10 protein-coding genes and 2 pseudogenes are annotated in these 16559 nt (G+C 60.5%); 1 reads left to right on the top strand and 11 read right to left on the bottom strand.

The genetic code is table 11. The annotated features are described in order from the left end of the window. Positions 1–154 precede the first annotated feature (154 nt). A complete protein-coding gene (locus EJD88_RS22410) occupies positions 155–1375 on the top strand; it encodes an MFS transporter (RefSeq protein WP_256673625.1) in 1221 nt (406 codons plus the stop codon). 32 nt (positions 1376–1407) lie between these two features. On the opposite strand, the pseudogene EJD88_RS22405 reads toward EJD88_RS22410, so the two are convergent. From EJD88_RS22405 to pilM, 11 genes and pseudogenes are all read right to left on the bottom strand, one after another. Further along, a pseudogene (locus EJD88_RS22405) lies at positions 1408–1896 on the bottom strand (cytochrome b/b6 domain-containing protein); the annotation flags it as partial. A 195-nt stretch (positions 1897–2091) separates the two neighbouring features. Beyond that, positions 2092–3159: a uroporphyrinogen decarboxylase gene (gene hemE, locus EJD88_RS22400; RefSeq protein WP_112193061.1), complete on the bottom strand. Its 1068-nt coding sequence runs from the start codon at positions 3157–3159 to the stop codon at positions 2092–2094. 244 nt (positions 3160–3403) lie between these two features. After that, a complete protein-coding gene (locus EJD88_RS22395; RefSeq protein WP_016979195.1) occupies positions 3404–4822 on the bottom strand; it encodes an FAD-dependent oxidoreductase in 1419 nt (472 codons plus the stop codon). A gap of 32 nt (positions 4823–4854) precedes the next feature. After that, a complete protein-coding gene (gene gltB, locus EJD88_RS22390) occupies positions 4855–9300 on the bottom strand; it encodes a glutamate synthase large subunit (RefSeq protein ID WP_158879063.1) in 4446 nt (1481 codons plus the stop codon). Between the two features lie 353 nt (positions 9301–9653). Beyond that, positions 9654–11216, bottom strand: coding sequence for an SPOR domain-containing protein (locus EJD88_RS22385; RefSeq protein WP_099583785.1), 1563 nt, complete (start codon positions 11214–11216; stop codon positions 9654–9656). Between the two features lie 10 nt (positions 11217–11226). After that, positions 11227–12327, bottom strand: coding sequence for a 3-dehydroquinate synthase (gene aroB / locus EJD88_RS22380; RefSeq protein ID WP_099583787.1), 1101 nt, complete (start codon positions 12325–12327; stop codon positions 11227–11229). A 125-nt stretch (positions 12328–12452) separates the two neighbouring features. After that, entirely contained in the window at positions 12453–12971 is a 519-nt protein-coding gene (gene aroK, locus EJD88_RS22375) for a shikimate kinase AroK (protein ID WP_010213757.1), read from the bottom strand. 4 nt (positions 12972–12975) lie between these two features. Continuing rightward, positions 12976–14232 (bottom strand): annotated as a pseudogene (locus tag EJD88_RS22370) (type IV pilus secretin PilQ); the annotation flags it as partial. A gap of 138 nt (positions 14233–14370) precedes the next feature. Next, a complete protein-coding gene (locus tag EJD88_RS22365; protein ID WP_158879062.1) occupies positions 14371–15342 on the bottom strand; it encodes a pilus assembly protein PilP in 972 nt (323 codons plus the stop codon). Beyond that, positions 15339–15890, bottom strand: coding sequence for a PilN domain-containing protein (locus EJD88_RS22360; protein ID WP_158879061.1), 552 nt, complete (start codon positions 15888–15890; stop codon positions 15339–15341). Before EJD88_RS22360 ends, EJD88_RS22365 begins: the two co-directional genes overlap by 4 nt. Next, a complete protein-coding gene (pilM, locus tag EJD88_RS22355; RefSeq protein ID WP_158879060.1) occupies positions 15887–16543 on the bottom strand; it encodes a type IV pilus biogenesis protein PilM in 657 nt (218 codons plus the stop codon). Before pilM ends, EJD88_RS22360 begins: the two co-directional genes overlap by 4 nt. Between the last annotated feature and the right edge of the window lie 16 nt (positions 16544–16559).

Raw genomic sequence — 16559 nt, 5'->3', positions numbered from 1 at the left:
TAAAAGCTATCAAACAGGTCGAACAATATATTGGAAAGAATCATTAGCCAGCTATATTCTTTTTTGCATTGCCAGCCCTGACAGGCTTTTGCCCCCCGAGGTCCCCGTGAAATCTGCTGTCGCGCCACTCGCTCAAGACGTCCCGCCTACTGCACTGGATGAGGTGGTGGCTCAGCTCAATGACGTGTTCATCGAAAAAGGCACGCCTATGTTCATGCGCACAGTGCTGGCGCTGTTCTCTGGCGGCTTTGCCACGTTTGCCCTGCTGTACTGCGTGCAGCCGATGATGCCGGCGCTGTCCCACGAATTTTCCATCAACGCTGCGCAAAGCAGTCTGATTCTGTCGGTGTCCACTGCGATGCTGGCGTTGGGCCTACTGATCACCGGGCCGATTTCCGACACCCTGGGGCGTAAACCGGTGATGGTCGCTGCGCTGTTCTGTGCGGCGCTGGCCACAATTGCCAGCGGCCTGATGCCGAGCTGGGAAGGGATTCTGCTGATGCGTGCGCTGGTGGGGCTGTCACTCAGCGGCCTGGCCGCCGTGGCGATGACCTACCTGAGTGAAGAGATCCACCCACAACACATTGGCCTGGCCATGGGCCTGTACATCGGTGGCAATGCCATCGGCGGCATGAGCGGTCGCCTGATCATCGGCGTGTTGATCGACTTCGTCAGCTGGCACACCGCGATGCTGATTATCGGCGCCCTGGCGCTGATCGCGGCCACGGTGTTCTGGAAAATCCTCCCCGAATCGCGCAACTTCCGCGCCAGCAGCCTAAAGCCGCGTAACCTGGTGGATGGCTTTGTCATGCACTTCAAGGACGCGGGCCTGCCGTGGCTGTTCCTGGAAGCCTTCCTGTTGATGGGCGCATTTGTGACGATGTTCAACTACATCGGCTATCGCCTGCTGGCCGCCCCGTACGACCTCAGCCAGGCCGTGGTCGGCCTGCTGTCGTTGGTGTACCTGTCGGGCATCTACAGCTCGGCGAAAATCGGCTCCCTGGCCGACCGCCTTGGCCGCCGTCGCGTGCTGTGGGCCACGATTGTGCTGATGCTCTGCGGCATGCTGCTGACCCTGTTCTCCCCACTGTGGCTGGTGGTGCCGGGCATGCTGATCTTCACCTTCGGCTTCTTCGGCGCCCACTCGGTGGCCAGCAGCTGGATCGGCCGCCGTGCGACCAAGGCCAAGGGGCAGGCGTCGTCGTTGTACCTGTTTTGCTATTACGCTGGCTCCAGCGTCGCGGGCACTACGGGTGGACTCTTCTGGCACCTTGCCGGTTGGAACGGCATTGGTGCGTTTATCGTGGCGCTGTTGATTGGCGCGTTGCTGGTGGCGTTGAGGCTGGCGAAGTTGCCGCCGTTGGCCGCCGCTTGAAGAACCGGCGCCTTGAACGACATCCGCGCCATCACCCGTTTACCCCGGCGCTCATGCATGACTACAGCACCAATATGCATGACCAACATCAACAACAACCCCACGCAAGACAACACATGCACGCGGGTGTACCAGGCAATGCGTGCCGGGTCGCTGTCGAACGGCATGATGGAGACCAGGTTAAAGATATTGATCGGCCGATCCATCATCAGCACCCCTGTGGCCAACACCACTGCCAACACCAGGTACATGGCCTTGTGGACCAACAACGCGATGTATTCCTGCGGTGAGCGCTTGATGGAGAAATCCAGGCCATGGGAAAACGAACAATAGACCCGCAAGGCGAAGACAGGGATGTAGAGGGTAGTCAACGACACATTGAAAAAGCCGACCCATGCCTTGACCGGCGCGGGCACCGTAAACACGGCCACGAAGAAACCCGACAACAACGCCCACAAAATGACGACGGCCGAGATCCAGTGCAGCAACTTCTGGCGTGTTGAGTAGGAAACGGTAGTCATCTGGAATCACCTGACAATTATCGCCAGTGGCTGGCGGGTGGAAGCGTCGGGTAGGATTTTTACCGAGACGAGTTACCTAGGCTGTAGGAAAAATCCCAAGTAACTCAAATTACCAAGACCGGGCTTAACGAACGCTGAAACGCAACGAGCCCCGCTTTGCCAGGCAAAACGGGGCTCGTTTTTCAGGAGGGAAGCTTACTCGTGGTATTGCGCGGACAGTTCATGCACCGCTCGCAGGAACGCGCCGGCATGCTCCGGGTTCACTTCCGGCGTAATGCCATGGCCGAGGTTGAACACGTGCCCGGTACCTTTGCCATAGCTGGCCAGGATGCGACCGACTTCGGCGCGGATCGCTTCCGGCTTGGCGTAGAGCACGGTCGGGTCCATGTTGCCTTGCAGCGCGACGCGGTTACCCACGCGCTGGCGGGCTTCGCCCAGGTCGCAGGTCCAGTCCAGGCCCAAAGCATCGGCACCGGCGTCGGCGATGCTTTCCAGCCATAGGCCGCCGCCTTTGGTGAACATGATCACCGGCACTTTGCGACCTTCGTGTTCGCGGATCAGGCCGCTGACGATTTTGCGCATATAGGCCAGGGAGAACTCCTGGTACGCCGCCGCCGACAGGTTGCCCCCCCAGGTATCGAAAATCTGTACCGCTTGCGCACCGGCCATGATCTGGCCATTGAGGTACGAGGTAACGGACTGTGCCAGCTTGTCCAGCAGCAGGTGCATGGCTTGCGGATTGTCGTAGAGCATGGCCTTGGTCTTGCGGAAGTCTTTCGACGAGCCGCCTTCGACCATATAGGTGGCCAGGGTCCATGGGCTGCCGGAGAAGCCGATCAGCGGCACGCGGCCGTTCAGCTCACGGCGGATGGTGCTCACGGCGTCCATCACGTAGCCGAGGTCTTTGTGTGGATCCGGGATCGGCAACGCTTCGATGTCGGCCAGGGTGCTGACGACTTTCTTGAAGCGCGGGCCTTCGCCTGTCTCGAAGTACAGGCCTTGGCCCATGGCGTCGGGGATGGTGAGGATATCGGAGAAGAGGATGGCCGCATCCAGTTGTGGGTAGCGGTCCAGCGGCTGCATCGTGACTTCGCAGGCGAACTCCGGATTCATGCACAGGCTCATGAAATCGCCGGCTTGAGCGCGACTGGCGCGGTATTCCGGCAGGTAGCGACCGGCTTGACGCATCATCCACACAGGGGTGACGTCTACAGGTTGCTTGAGCAGGGCACGAAGGAAACGGTCGTTCTTGAGGGCAGTCATGTCGGCATCCGCAAAAAAAGTGCGGGCATTTTCTCAGAGCCAGACGCAAAAGGCACGGAATGCGCCGTGCCTTTTGTCTATCGGGTCAATTTGTCGCGGTGTCTTGAACACACCGGAAAAACAAATGTGGGAGGGGGCTTGCCCCCGATTGCAGTGTGTCAGTCTCAGTATCTTTAACTGAACCACCACTATCGGGGGCAAGCCCCCTCCCACACTTTGATCCCATTTCAACCTGGGATCGGGGTCAGACTTGCAGGTAATCCAGGATGCCTTCGGCGGCGTTGCGGCCTTCGAAGATCGCGGTAACTACCAGGTCAGAACCGCGCACCATATCGCCACCGGCGAAGATTTTCGGGTTACTGGTCTGGTGCTTGTACTGGCCTTGTTCCGGGGCCACAACGCGGCCCTGGCTGTCGGTCTGGATCTGGAACTGCTCGAACCACGGCGCCGGGCTTGGGCGGAACCCGAAGGCGATGACCACGGCGTCGGCCGGGATGATCTCTTCGGAACCGGGGATCGGCTCGGGGCTGCGACGGCCACGGGCGTCCGGCTCGCCGAGACGGGTCTCGACCACTTTCACACCTTCGACGCGGTCTTCACCGACGATGGCGATCGGCTGGCGGTTGTAGAGGAATTTCACGCCTTCTTCCTTGGCGTTCTTCACCTCTTTGCGCGAGCCGGGCATGTTGGCTTCGTCACGACGATAGGCACAAGTCACCGACTTGGCGCCCTGGCGGATCGAGGTACGGTTGCAGTCCATCGCGGTGTCACCACCGCCCAGCACCACGACCTTCTTGCCTTTCATGTCGACGAAATCTTCCGGCGACTTTTCAAAGCCCAGGTTGCGGTTGACGTTGGCGATCAGGAAGTCGAGCGCGTCATACACGCCCGGCAGGTCCTCGCCGGCAAAGCCGCCCTTCATGTAGGTGTAGGTGCCCATGCCCATGAACACGGCATCGTATTCTTCGAGCAGTTGCTCCATGGTGATGTCTTTGCCGATTTCGGTATTGAGGCGGAACTCGATACCCATGCCGGTGAAGACTTCACGACGGTGGCTCAGCACGGTTTTTTCCAGCTTGAACTCCGGGATACCGAAGGTCAGCAGGCCACCGATTTCCGGGTTCTTGTCGAACACCACCGGGGTCACGCCGCCACGCACCAGTACGTCGGCACAGCCCAGGCCCGCCGGACCCGCACCGATGATGGCGACGCGCTTGCCGGTCGGCTTGACCTTGGACATGTCCGGACGCCAGCCCATGGCGAAGGCGGTGTCAGTGATGTACTTCTCCACCGAACCGATGGTCACCGCGCCGAAACCGTCGTTAAGGGTACACGCGCCCTCGCACAGACGGTCCTGCGGGCACACCCGGCCGCACACTTCCGGCAGGGTGTTGGTCTGGTGCGACAGCTCGGCGGCGGCGAGGATGTTGCCCTCGGCCACCAATTTCAGCCAGTTGGGAATGAAGTTGTGCACCGGGCACTTCCATTCGCAATACGGGTTACCGCACCCCAGGCAGCGGTGGGCCTGGTCGGCCGAGTGCTGGGGTTTGAAGGGTTCGTAGATTTCCACGAACTCTTTCTTGCGTTGACGCAACAGTTTCTTCTTCGGATCTTTGCGCCCGACATCGATGAACTGGAAGTCGTTATTCAGACGTTCAGCCATGTTAAAACCTCATCAAACTCTTCAGGCGCATATCACTGCGGATTGGCACGGATGCTGGAAAGCAACGATTTCAGGTTGGCAGCCTTGGGCTTGACCAGCCAGAAACGACGCAGGTAATCATCGAGGTTTTCGGCGAGGTTACGACCCCATTCGCTGCCGGTTTCCTCAACGTACTCGTCCAGCACGTGCTGCAAGTGGTTCCGGTAGGACTCCATGGCTTCGCCGCTGATCCGCTGGATCTCGACCAACTCGTGGTTGACCTTGTCGACGAAGGTGTTGTCCTGGTCGAGCACGTAGGCGAAACCGCCGGTCATGCCCGAACCGAAGTTGTAACCGGTCTTGCCCAATACCGCGACAAAGCCACCGGTCATGTACTCGCAGCAGTGATCGCCTGTGCCTTCCACCACGGTGTGGGCACCGGAGTTACGCACGGCGAAACGCTCACCGGCAGTACCGGCGGCGAACAGCTTGCCACCGGTGGCGCCGTACAGGCAGGTGTTGCCGATGATGGCACTGTCCTGGCTCTTGTAGACGCTGCCTTTTGGAGGAACGATCACCAGCTTACCGCCGGTCATGCCCTTGCCTACGTAGTCGTTGGCGTCGCCTTCCAGGTACATGTGCAGGCCGCCGGCGTTCCACACGCCAAAGCTCTGACCCGCAGTGCCCTTGAAGCGGAAGGTGATCGGCGCTTTAGCCATCCCTTGGTTGCCGTGCTTGCGTGCGATTTCGCCGGAGATGCGTGCGCCGATGGAACGGTCGCAGTTGCAGATATCCAGGACGAACTCGCCACCGCTGGCGTCGCTGATCGAGGAACCGGCCATGTCGACCATCTTCTCGGCCAGCAGGCCTTTATCGAACGGCGGGTTGCGCTCTACGCCGCAGAACTGCGGTTTATCGGCCGGAATGTGATCGCTGCCCAACAGGGGCGTCAGGTCCAAGTGGTGCTGCTTGGCGGTCTGGCCCTGCAGGATTTCCAGCAGGTCGGTACGCCCGATCAGCTCTTCCAGCGAACGCACGCCCAGCTTGGCCAGCCACTCACGGGTCTCTTCGGCGACGTAGGTGAAGAAATTCACCACCATGTCGACGGTGCCGATGTAGTGATCCTTGCGCAGTTTCTCGTTCTGCGTCGCGACGCCGGTGGCGCAGTTGTTCAGGTGGCAGATGCGCAGGTATTTGCAACCCAGGGCAATCATCGGTGCAGTGCCGAAGCCGAAGCTTTCAGCGCCGAGGATTGCAGCCTTGATTACATCGAGACCGGTTTTCAGGCCGCCGTCGGTCTGGACACGGACCTTGCCGCGCAGGTCGTTGCCACGCAGGGTCTGGTGGGTTTCGGCCAGGCCGAGTTCCCACGGCGCGCCGGCGTACTTGATCGAGGTCAGCGGCGATGCGCCGGTACCGCCGTCGTAGCCGGAGATGGTGATCAGGTCGGCATAGGCCTTGGCCACACCGGCGGCAATGGTGCCCACGCCGGCTTCCGCTACCAGTTTCACCGAGACCAGGGCCTTCGGGTTGACTTGCTTGAGGTCGAAAATCAGCTGCGACAAGTCTTCAATCGAATAGATGTCGTGGTGCGGCGGTGGCGAAATCAGGGTCACGCCTGGCACTGCATAACGCAGCTTGGCGATCAGACCGTTGACCTTGCCCCCTGGCAGTTGCCCGCCTTCACCGGGCTTGGCGCCCTGGGCAACCTTGATCTGCAGCACTTCTGCGTTAACCAGGTATTCCGGGGTCACACCGAAACGACCAGTGGCCACTTGCTTGATTTTCGAGCTCTTGATAGTGCCGTAGCGCGCCGGGTCTTCGCCGCCTTCGCCGGAGTTGGAACGCGCACCCAGGCGGTTCATGGCTTCGGCCAGGGCTTCGTGCGCCTCAGGCGACAAGGCGCCCAGGGAGATACCGGCGGAGTCGAAGCGCTTGAGGATCGATTCCAGCGGCTCGACTTCACTGATGTCCATCGGCGTGTCCAGGGTCTTCACCTTGAACAGGTCGCGAATCATCGACACCGGGCGGTTATCCACCAGCGAGGTGTATTCCTTGAACTTGGCGTAGTCACCCTGCTGCACGGCGGCTTGCAGGGTGCTGACCACATCCGGGTTGTAGGCGTGGTATTCGCCACCGTGCACGAACTTGAGCAGGCCGCCTTGCTGGATCGGCTTGCGCGCGCTCCAGGCTTCGGCTGCCAGGGCTTTCTGTTCGGCTTCGATGTCGACGAAACGCGCACCCTTGATGCGGCTTGGCACGCCACGGAAGCTCAGGTCGCAGACTTCTTCGGACAGGCCGATGGCTTCGAACAATTGAGCGCCGCGATAAGACGTGACAGTGGAGATGCCCATCTTCGACAGGATCTTCAGCAGGCCTTTGGTGATGCCTTTACGGTAGTTCTTGAACACCTCATAGAGGTCGCCCAGTACTTCACCGGTACGGATCAGGTCGCCCAGCACTTCGTAAGCCAGGAACGGGTACACCGCCGAGGCGCCGAAACCGATCAACACCGCGAAGTGATGCGGGTCGCGGGCGGTGGCGGTTTCGACGAGGATGTTGGAGTCGCAGCGCAGGCCTTTTTCGGTCAGCCGGTGGTGCACTGCACCGGTGGCCAGTGAAGCGTGGATCGGCAGCTTGCCCGGCGCGATATGGCGGTCGGTCAGCACGATCTGGGTACGACCGGCGCGCACGGCTTCTTCGGCCTGATCGGCGACGTTGCGCACAGCGGCTTCAAGGCCGAGGGCTTCGTCGTAGTTCAGGTCGATGATCTGGCGGTCGAAGCCCGGGCGATCCAGGGTCATCAACGAACGCCACTTGGCCGGCGAAATCACAGGCGAGCTGAGGATCACGCGGGAGGCATGCTCAGGCGATTCCTGGAAGATGTTGCGCTCGGCACCGAGGCACACTTCCAGGGACATCACGATGGCTTCGCGCAGCGGGTCGATCGGTGGGTTGGTCACCTGGGCGAACTGCTGGCGGAAATAGTCGTACGGCGTGCGCACGCGCTGGGACAGCACGGCCATCGGCGTGTCATCGCCCATGGAACCGACCGCCTCGTAGCCTTGCTCGCCGAGTGGACGCAGCACCTGGTCGCGCTCTTCGAACGTGACCTGGTACATCTTCATGTACTGCTTGAGCTGGTCGACGTCGTAGAAAGCCGAACCGTGGTCGTTGTCTTCCATGGTCGCCTGGATGCGCAGGGCGTTCTTGCGCAGCCATTGCTTGTACGGGTGACGGGACTTCAAGCGGTTGTCGATGGCGTCGGTGTCGAGGATCTGCCCGGTTTCGGTGTCCACGGCCAGGATCTGGCCAGGGCCGACGCGGCCTTTGGCAATGACGTCTTGCGGCTTGTAGTTCCACACGCCAATTTCCGACGCGAGGGTGATGAAGCCGTTGGTGGTGGTGACCCAACGCGCCGGGCGCAGACCGTTACGGTCGAGCAGGCATACCGCGTAGCGGCCGTCGGTCATGACCACGCCGGCCGGGCCGTCCCACGGCTCCATGTGCATCGAGTTGTACTCGTAGAATGCACGCAGGTCCGGGTCCATGGTTTCGACGTTCTGCCACGCAGGCGGAATGATCATGCGCACGCCACGGAACAGGTCGATGCCGCCGGTGACCATCAGTTCGAGCATGTTGTCCATGCTGGAGGAGTCGGAACCAACGCGGTTGACCAGCGGGCCGAGTTCTTCCAGGTCCATCAGGTCATTGGCGAACTTGGTGCGACGGGCCACGGCCCAGTTGCGGTTGCCGGTGATGGTGTTGATCTCGCCGTTGTGGGCGAGGAAGCGGAACGGCTGGGCCAGCGGCCATTTCGGCAGGGTGTTGGTGGAGAAGCGCTGGTGGAACACGCAGATCGCGGTTTGCAGGCGCTCATCGCTCAGGTCTGGATAGAAGGCGGTCAAGTCCGCCGGCATCATCAGGCCTTTATAAATGATGGTTTTGTGGGAAAAGCTGCAGATGTAGTGGTCGGCATCGGCGGCGTTAAGCACCGACGAGCGGCGACGGGACGTGAACAGCTTGATCGCCATGTCCTGGTCGCTCAGGCCGTCACCTGCGATGAACACTTGTTCGATCTGCGGCAGGCGCTCCAGGGCCAGGCGGCCGAGCACGCTGGTGTCGATGGGCACTTTGCGCCAGCCGACGAGCTGCAGTCCGGCAGCGGCAATCTCGCGGTTCATGTTCTCGCGAGCAGCTTCGGCTTTGACCGGGTCCTGGTTGAAAAACACCATGCCCACGGCGTACTGCTTGGGCAGGTCGACCGCAAAATGCTGTTTGGCGACAGCGCGCAGGAATTGGTCGGGCTTTTGAATCAGCAAGCCGCAACCGTCACCGGTCTTGCCGTCGGCGTTGATCCCACCGCGGTGGGTCATGCAGGTCAGGGCCTCGATGGCCGTTTGCAAAAGGGTATGGCTGGGCTCGCCCTGCATGTGGGCTATCAGGCCGAAACCGCAGTTATCCTTGAATTCATCGGGTTGGTACAGACCTGCTTTCATAGACACTTTCTCACCAGGCTGCCTCTTATACCGAGGCAAATTTCTTTTCAATTCAACCGGTTACCTTCCACGCCGAACGTACGCCGGCTTAGCGGGGGCAAAAGGGAGGTCATTGTACACACCGACACAGACGCTCACAAATTTAGCGACGAAATGTCGCAAATCTATGTCGCATTTATGAAAGGTTTAAAGCGATATGCTGTGCTAGTCAAAACTTTTTTAATTCTGACCGCTACGACTCAAAAGCCACTGTGACGCAGACACCACAAAGCGCGCGGCCTTGAGGGCAGCACGCACTTGCGGTTTTAATTTTGAGGTGCCGGGAGGGCGACCTTGGTAAGGCCGCCGGATCTTCAGCGAGTTGTTGCGAGTTCTTGTTGAACGCTGGCAACAGTGCGAGGCCAAGGTTTACCAGCCTGAACCTTCGCTGGCAAGGTTTTGATCGCAGAATCAGCTGCGGCACGGCTTGCGAAGTTGCCGTAGGTGATCACGTAGAGAGGCTTGCCGTTGAGCACTTTCTTGAAGTAACGGTACTCGCCGCCCTGCTCTTTCACGAACGCCTGGGCGTTGGCTTCGGAGCTGGTGCCGAGGATCTGCACCACGAAGTTGCCGGTTGGCTGGCTGGCGTACCAGCTGCTGCCGGCGGCGCCTGCCTTGGCGACGGTGGCAGGTTTTTCCACAGGCTTGGTCACGGGCGCAGGCTTGGCTGCCGGAGCGGGCGCTACGGGCTTGGTGACAGGTGCAGGCTTGGCAGTTGCGATGGTTGGCGCCGGTGTCGGCACGGCGGCTGGCTTGGTGGCAGGCTGACCCGCTGGCACGCCCGCAGGTGGCGCGGTGGTCGTGACGGTCGGTGGTGTGGCGCTGGAGCCCTCTACCGGTACGCCGTCGTCGCCTTCGGAGATCCCACCGGCCTCTTCGGCGAGCGGGCCGCGCATCACAGGCTGACCCACCATTGGCAGGTTGGTCGGTTGGCCGGAGTTGGCGAACTCGACATTCGGCGTAGGCTTGCCCAGTGGCAACTGCGCCTGTTCGGTTGGCGCGCTGGCGGTGGTCGGCGCCTTGTTGCGACCCGGGATCAACCAGGCGGCGGCAACAGCGACCACGACAACGGCAGAAATCGCCAGTACGTGCTTCTTAGGCATAGTGAACCCCATCTTTGGACGCTTGACCGCAGAGCGGCTGGCAATCATGGCTTCGATCATTGCATCGCGGGCAACCTGGTTGATGGTGCCAGGCCAGCCGTCGGAGCTTTCGTGAATATCAGAGATCTGATTTGCCGTGAAAAGTTCGATACCGGCCCCGGCGCCTTCGAGGCGTTGAGCCAGGTATTCGCGGGTTTCCTCTTCTTCGTACGGCTGCAATTCGATGACGTGGAACAGCTCCTGATCACCGCTGATCTGCTCCAGATCGGCGATCAGCGACGACTCACCGAACAGGAACACATGGGGACGACCTTCCGGCGTACCAGCCGCCAGCGCCAACAGCGCTTCCAGGGCGGATTCGTCGAGCTGCTCGGCGTCATCCACCAGCAGGTAGACTTCCTGGCCGGTGAGGCCCAGTTGCACGATCTGCTTGAGGATCGCGCTCGGTTCGGCAGTGGACACGTCCAGGGACTGTGCAACCTGGCGCAGCACGCCGGCCGCATCGCCGTTGCCACGGGCCGACACCACCACACTCTGCACCGATTGCTTGTTGGTACTGGCAACCAGGGCTTGGCGCAGCAAGGTTTTGCCGCTGCCCAACGGGCCGGTTACAACCAACAGCAACTGGCTGTAGCGTGCGAGGTGGTGCAGTTGCCCGAGCACCGGCTTGCGCTGGGCCGGAAAGAATTTGAAACCAGGCACCCGCGGAGCAAAAGGGTCGTGGCTTAAGTGGTAATGGCCGAGGAACGCCTCGTCGGCATGCAAACTAGTCATCGGGATCTTATTAACCTTTAAGCTGGGCCAGGGCGCGGTAATCCGCTCCCAGCGTGGCCTGTAAAATCTCTTTCGGATAATCGTCGGTCACCACCGCTTCACCCATGTGGCGCAGCAGTACCAGTCGCAGTCGACCGTCGATCACTTTCTTGTCTATCGCCATATGTTCGAGGAAGTCCGCCTCGGTCATTTCCTCAGGCGGAATCACCGGCAGGCCGGCGCGCTGGAACAGGCGGATACCGCGATCACGCTCCTGGGCGCTGATCCAGCCCAGGCGTTGCGACATCTCAAGTGCCATTACCGTGCCAGCCGCTACGGCTTCACCATGCAACCACACACCATAGCCCATGTGCGTTTCGATCGCATGGCCGAAGGTATGGCCCAGGTTCAGGGTAGCCCGTACACCGGACTCCCTTTCGTCAGCATTGACCACCAACGCCTTGGCGGCGCAGGAGCGGGAAATCGCTTCGGTCAGTGCGACCTGGTCGAGGTCGCGCAGGGCGTCCACGTGTTCTTCCAGCCAGGTCAGGAACGGCTCATCGCAGATCAGCCCGTACTTGATGACTTCCGCCAGGCCCGCAGACAGCTCGCGCGGCGGCAAGGTGTTGAGGGTCGCGGTGTCGATCAGTACGGCCTGGGGCTGGTAGAACGCGCCGACCATATTCTTGCCCAGCGGGTGATTGATGCCGGTCTTGCCGCCCACCGACGAATCGACCTGGGACAACAGGGTGGTCGGCACCTGGATGAAGTCCACACCACGCTGGTAGCAGGCTGCTGCAAAGCCCGCCATGTCGCCGATCACACCGCCGCCCAGGGCAATGACGGTGGTGCGGCGATCATGGCGTGCGGTGAGCAGGCCATCAAAAATCAGTTGCAGGGTTTCCCAGTTCTTATGGGCTTCGCCGTCGGGCAGAATCACGGAGATCACTGAGTACGCCGCCAAGCTGCGGCTCAGACGCTCAAGATACAGCGGCGCGACCGTTTCGTTGGAGATGATCGCCACTTGCCGCCCGGCAATATGCGGTGCGAGCAACTCGGGCTGGTCCAGCAGACCTTCGCCAATATGGATCGGGTAGCTGCGCTCGCCTAGATCGACCTTAAGTGTCTGCATGTGTCCCCGCGTTGAAGATGTGTTGACGATCGGCAGCGTCGAGATCCGACACCGCCTGATGGCTCTACGCCACACCCTGCAGGGTGATAGCGCGCCGCCGAGAATAGCGCATTTCGAGCTTGTCTTTAACGGGGTGGCAGCCGTTGCAGGCGCTCAAGAATGTCGAGGACCACCATCCGCGGAGGCCGCTCATCGGTTTCCACCACCAGATCGGCGATTTCCCGATACAGCGGATCGCGGAGCGTGAGCAGGTCGCGCAAGGTTTTTTCCGGGTTGGCCGTGCGCAGCAACGGGCGATTGCGATCACGGGCGGTGCGGCCCACCTGCTGCTCAACCGACGCATGCAGATAGACCACCCGACCACCGGCATGCAGCGCACGACGGTTTTCATCGCGCATCACCGCGCCACCGCCGGTGGCCAATACCACGCCATCGCAGCCGCAAAGCTCGGCGATCATCGCCTGCTCACGATCACGAAAGCCCAACTCGCCTTCCTTATCGAAGATCCATGGGATATTGGCACCCGTGCGCAATTCAATTTCCTTGTCGGAATCTTTGAATGGCAGGCGCAGCTCTTTGGCCAGCAAACGGCCGATGGTGCTTTTTCCAGCCCCCATCGGTCCTACAAGAATCAAATTTCGCACAGAATCAACGACTCACAGCAATCGCCTGGTTATTCATAATACGCGGAGTCAGGAATACCAGCAGCTCGGATTTTTTATCCGCCACCACATCGCGCCGGAAAAGGCGGCCAAGATACGGCACATCGCCCAAAAATGGCACTTTATCTACCACTTTGCTTTGGGTATTGGAGAAAACCCCGCCAATGACGATGGTCTCGCCATCCTTGACCAGCACCTTGGCGTTGACCTCGTTTTTCTTGATCGGCGGTACGTCGTTGAGTTTGTTGAGGTAGTCGGGCTCATCCTTGGTGACCTTGACCACCATGATCACGTGATCATCGGGGGTGATTTGCGGGGTGACCTCCAATGACAGGGAGGCCTCCTTGAACGACACTGACGTAGCACCCTGGGAGGTGGATTCCTGGTAGGGAATTTCGGTGCCCTTCAAAATTCGTGCGGTTTCCTTGTCGGAGGTGACCACCTTGGGCTGCGAGACGATTTCGCCATTACCGGTTTTCTCCATGGCGGTCAGCTCCAGGTCCAGTAGCAGGTTGTCGGTGATATACGCGATACCAAGACCTGAGGTACCCGTGAGCGAGCCCAGATCTACAAACGGCGAGCTGGGCGGATTTTCCGGGGCTTGGGCTCCGTCCGGAAGAGGCTTCTGGATACCTCCGGCAGCCCAATTGCCTCGATTGAGTCGCCCGCCCCAGCGCGCACCCAGGCTTTTGTCGTAATCGACATTGGCCTCGACAATCCGCGCCTCGATCATCACCTGGCGCACCGGGATGTCCAATTGCGCGACGATCCGCCTTAGCTCTTCCAGCCGCTCACCGGTCTGGTAGGCAATGATGTTATTGGTGCGGTCATCCACGGCGACTGAACCGCGCTCATCCGTCGTGCCTTCAAAGCCGCTCACCGACTGGAAAAGCTTGGCCAGGTCTGACGCCTTGGCGTAGTTGACCTGCAACAACTCACGGCGCAGCGGCGCCAGGTCGGCCATCTGCTTACGCGACTCCAGCGTCAGCAGTTCACGAGCAGCCAGTTCCTCAGCGGGCGCCACCAGCAGGACGCCGCCCTTTATGCGCTTGTCCAAGCCTTTGGTTTGCAGCACCAGATCCAATGCCTGATCCCAAGGCACGTCCCTGAGGCGCAGGGTGATGGAGCCTTGCACGTCGTCGCTGGCCACCAGATTGAGGCCTGCCACGTCTGCGATTTGCTGCAATACAGCGCGCAGGCCGATGTCCTGGAAGTTGAGACTCAGCTTGTCACCTGTATAGGCACCCGACAGCGCATTGCCGGGGGGCGGTAGCTGGATGAGATCCACACGATTGGGCACAGCAGCAGCCATCGGTGCCGTGAACGCTATCCATAGCGCCACACCGAAGGACGAGAAAGTCCTTTTCATTGTTTGATTCCGTTATGTGTTGAGGTTTAGTACGAGGGTTCGCGGGCGCTCCAGCCATGCACCCTGTTCATCGGGGAACAACTCCACCAATTCTATGTGGCCGTCATGAATCGCCGTGATCCGACCGTGATCCGGCCCCAGGAAATCCCCGACCGCCAGGCGATGCACCGTCGACGCCTGGCGCAGCAGGACGAAGAGCTGCGGCCCACGAGACAATGTGCCGACCATGCTGAACTGATCCACTGCGAGGCTTTCCAGAACACCACGCGGTCGAGCGGGGTCTGGGGCGACAGCTGCCCGGCCAGGTGCATGATCGACATGCAAGGCAAGGGGCTGGAACGGATCACGAAGACCGGAGGCGTTATAGACAAAGGATTGCCCTTGCATGGCAGGCGCACGTCGTTTAACGCCTTGCTGCCTGTGCCAATAGCTCTTAACCACCAGATCAAGGCTCAGCAGCTTGCCATCTCGTCGCAGCGCAACATCATGCACCGTAGCGAAACGTGACAGGCCACTCAGGGCACTCACAAACGTCGCGAGGTCGTGATAGGCGCCGGTGACACCGAGTTGAACGGGCTGCTCGTTATAGACCGGCCGAGGCTGCTCATCCAACGGCGCAATGCTCTCTATCACCAACCCATTGGCCAATGCCAACCGCGCAACATCCTCCAGCAAACCGGGCATTTCGGACTCACCAGGCAATTGCTGCAAAAGCCCGCTGACCTGCTCCTGCATCAGTTGGAACTGGCGAGCCTGCTCTTCAAGGCTGTTGGCCAAGACGGTTTTTTCCGCGTGTTGCTGCTGCAAGGCAGCTTCCTGCATCTCGACCTGATGCAGCCGCTCCCGCGACGAGCCCAGGTATACAAGGTCGCCCACCGCCAGTACCACAGCGGCCAGCGCACAGCCCAGCAGAACCCTGCCAGGTAAGGGCCATTTTGCAGCGTGGTGAGTCAGCGCGGAAAATTCGAGCCTGGGCAGGCTCATGGCTGGGCCTCGGAGTATTCTCCCTGGCGCACCATCAACTGGAATTCATTGTTACCGCGAGTGCCCTCGGTTCGCACATGTTGCAGGCGCGTGGAATGGGCGCCTTCGGAGGCTTCAAGGCGACGCATCAACTGGGCAATGTCCTGGCTGGACTCGGCACTGCCGCTGATACTCACGGTATCGCCCTTGGCCACAACCTCATGCAAGTGCACGCCATCAGGCACCGCACGGGCCAGTTGATCCAGCAACTGTGCGCCGGCAGAGCGATTATCGTGCAGGTCCTGCACAACCTTCATGCGTTCTGCCAGTTGCTGGCTTTGCATCTGCAGGTCGTCAATGGTCTTGATGCGCGAGTCCAGGACGGCGACGTCCTTGGCCGCATGATTGTTTCGTGTCACCTGCCGGTCGATGGCCTGGTCGATCACCTGATCCGCCAGCCACACCGCTGCGAGCGCCACGCAGGCAAACGCCGCCAGCAGCATCAGGAAATATTTACGCCGCCGTTCCGCCAGCGCCTGGCGCCAAGGCAAAAGATTGATTCGTGTCATCCAGCGAAACTCCTCAGGGCCAACCCGCAAGCGACTCCCATCCCTGGGGCATCCACGACCCACTGTTTACCATCGACTCGATGGCCCGGTGTGAAGCTGGCGAAATCCTGACTGCAAGCGCGCGCCAATGCAAACCCTTCGACATCGACCACACCGGCAACCAGCCCCGCCAGGGCCAAAACTGCTTCACGGGCCTCGACATGCTCCTTCAGACATGCCGCCAGCAATACTTCGACCCGAGTCGGATCCTGCTCCGACATTCCCTGCACCTGAAAGTCCAGCGCCACCTCCTCCAGCGGGTAAGGGATGTATTGATCCGCCTCCGCTTGAATCCTGCGCGCCATTTCGTCGTCGTCGAGCCCCACCTGCACTTCGATTACCCGCGTAATGACCGAAGGGCCCGCCACGGCAACCGCCGCCTGCCTGGCAGACGTATGCAGCCTGGACACCGCCAGGTGCAGCGCCTGCCCTATGCCTTCCAGGTCCAGCAAGGTGCCGTCGACCACCGCATGAGCCGGCAGCCCTTGTGTGGCGTAGCCTTTCACGGTGTAACCGCTGGCTGAACGGCTCAATTCAACCACTTTGATCGCCGTTTCATTGATGTCGACACCCAGGACGGTGTCGACTTTTCGCCTGAAAAATCCCTTTCCCATAAAACTCCCTAAAACT

The sequence above is a fragment of the Pseudomonas sp. PB105 genome (assembly GCF_009764655.1).
In the GTDB taxonomy this organism is placed as follows: Bacteria; Pseudomonadota; Gammaproteobacteria; order Pseudomonadales; family Pseudomonadaceae; genus Aquipseudomonas; species Aquipseudomonas cyclaminis.
The sequence above is the reverse complement of the archived record's forward strand: the minus strand, read 5'-3'. Positions and strand labels throughout refer to the sequence as shown.